The following is a 727-nucleotide window of genomic DNA, read 5'->3' as shown; positions in this document are numbered from 1 at the left end:
TTGGTTGAATTGGTCAACCCCCAAGAGCCCCCTTCAAAAAACTTTTGATAAAACGCTATCCCTAACTCTACCAGCACATCGTCAGCTTGGGGAAAGTATGTAAAATAAAGGGGACCATTTTTATTAACAGCCAATTGGACAGCATTACCCGCAGCATCATCTGGTGAATTAAAAATGCCATTGTAGAACATATAAACAGCACCATTAGGGCCTTTTTGTAAATGCTTTTCTTCCTCTGGCTTTAAAAAGTGATACAGAGTAATATATTTTCCATCATTGCCTTTTATAGGTTCTCCATTTTCATCGGTTAAATAGAGGACATTGCCATTTTCATCATGCGCAACCTCACCTACTGGGTGCTCTTTGACATTTGTGATTTTATAAATTTTATCAAGGTATCCCAATCCTTCATCCGATAAATCATTGATCATACCTACGCGATTATGCACTGCTCCCTCAAGCGGTGCGACATCTAGCTGTCCTACTGCTTGGTGTGCTGCTGCGGTGTTGCGGTTGAGAGAGCCAATGATTTGTCCAGCATCTTGCCCCATCGCCCTCTGTCCAGTTGTATCAGTAAGGATGATAGTCCCATCGCTGATAGCAGATTTGGTTTCCCCTTCTGCTGCATCCTTGGCTTTGCCGTGATTTAAAACATTCTTGGCAATGTTCTTTATCGTGTCATTCCCAGAAATGCTAAACCCATGGCTGCTGGCTTTAGCATGCGCAC

Annotated in this window: 1 pseudogene; it reads right to left on the bottom strand. The window is 42.8% G+C overall.

Annotation, left to right across the window (positions count from 1 at the left end):
- Positions 1-727: pseudogene (locus ACFIO3_RS14695) on the bottom strand (filamentous hemagglutinin); the annotation flags it as partial.

The organism is Bartonella sp. AD328YNZD (genome assembly GCF_042196425.1).
The sequence above is the reverse complement of the archived record's forward strand: the minus strand, read 5'-3'. Positions and strand labels throughout refer to the sequence as shown.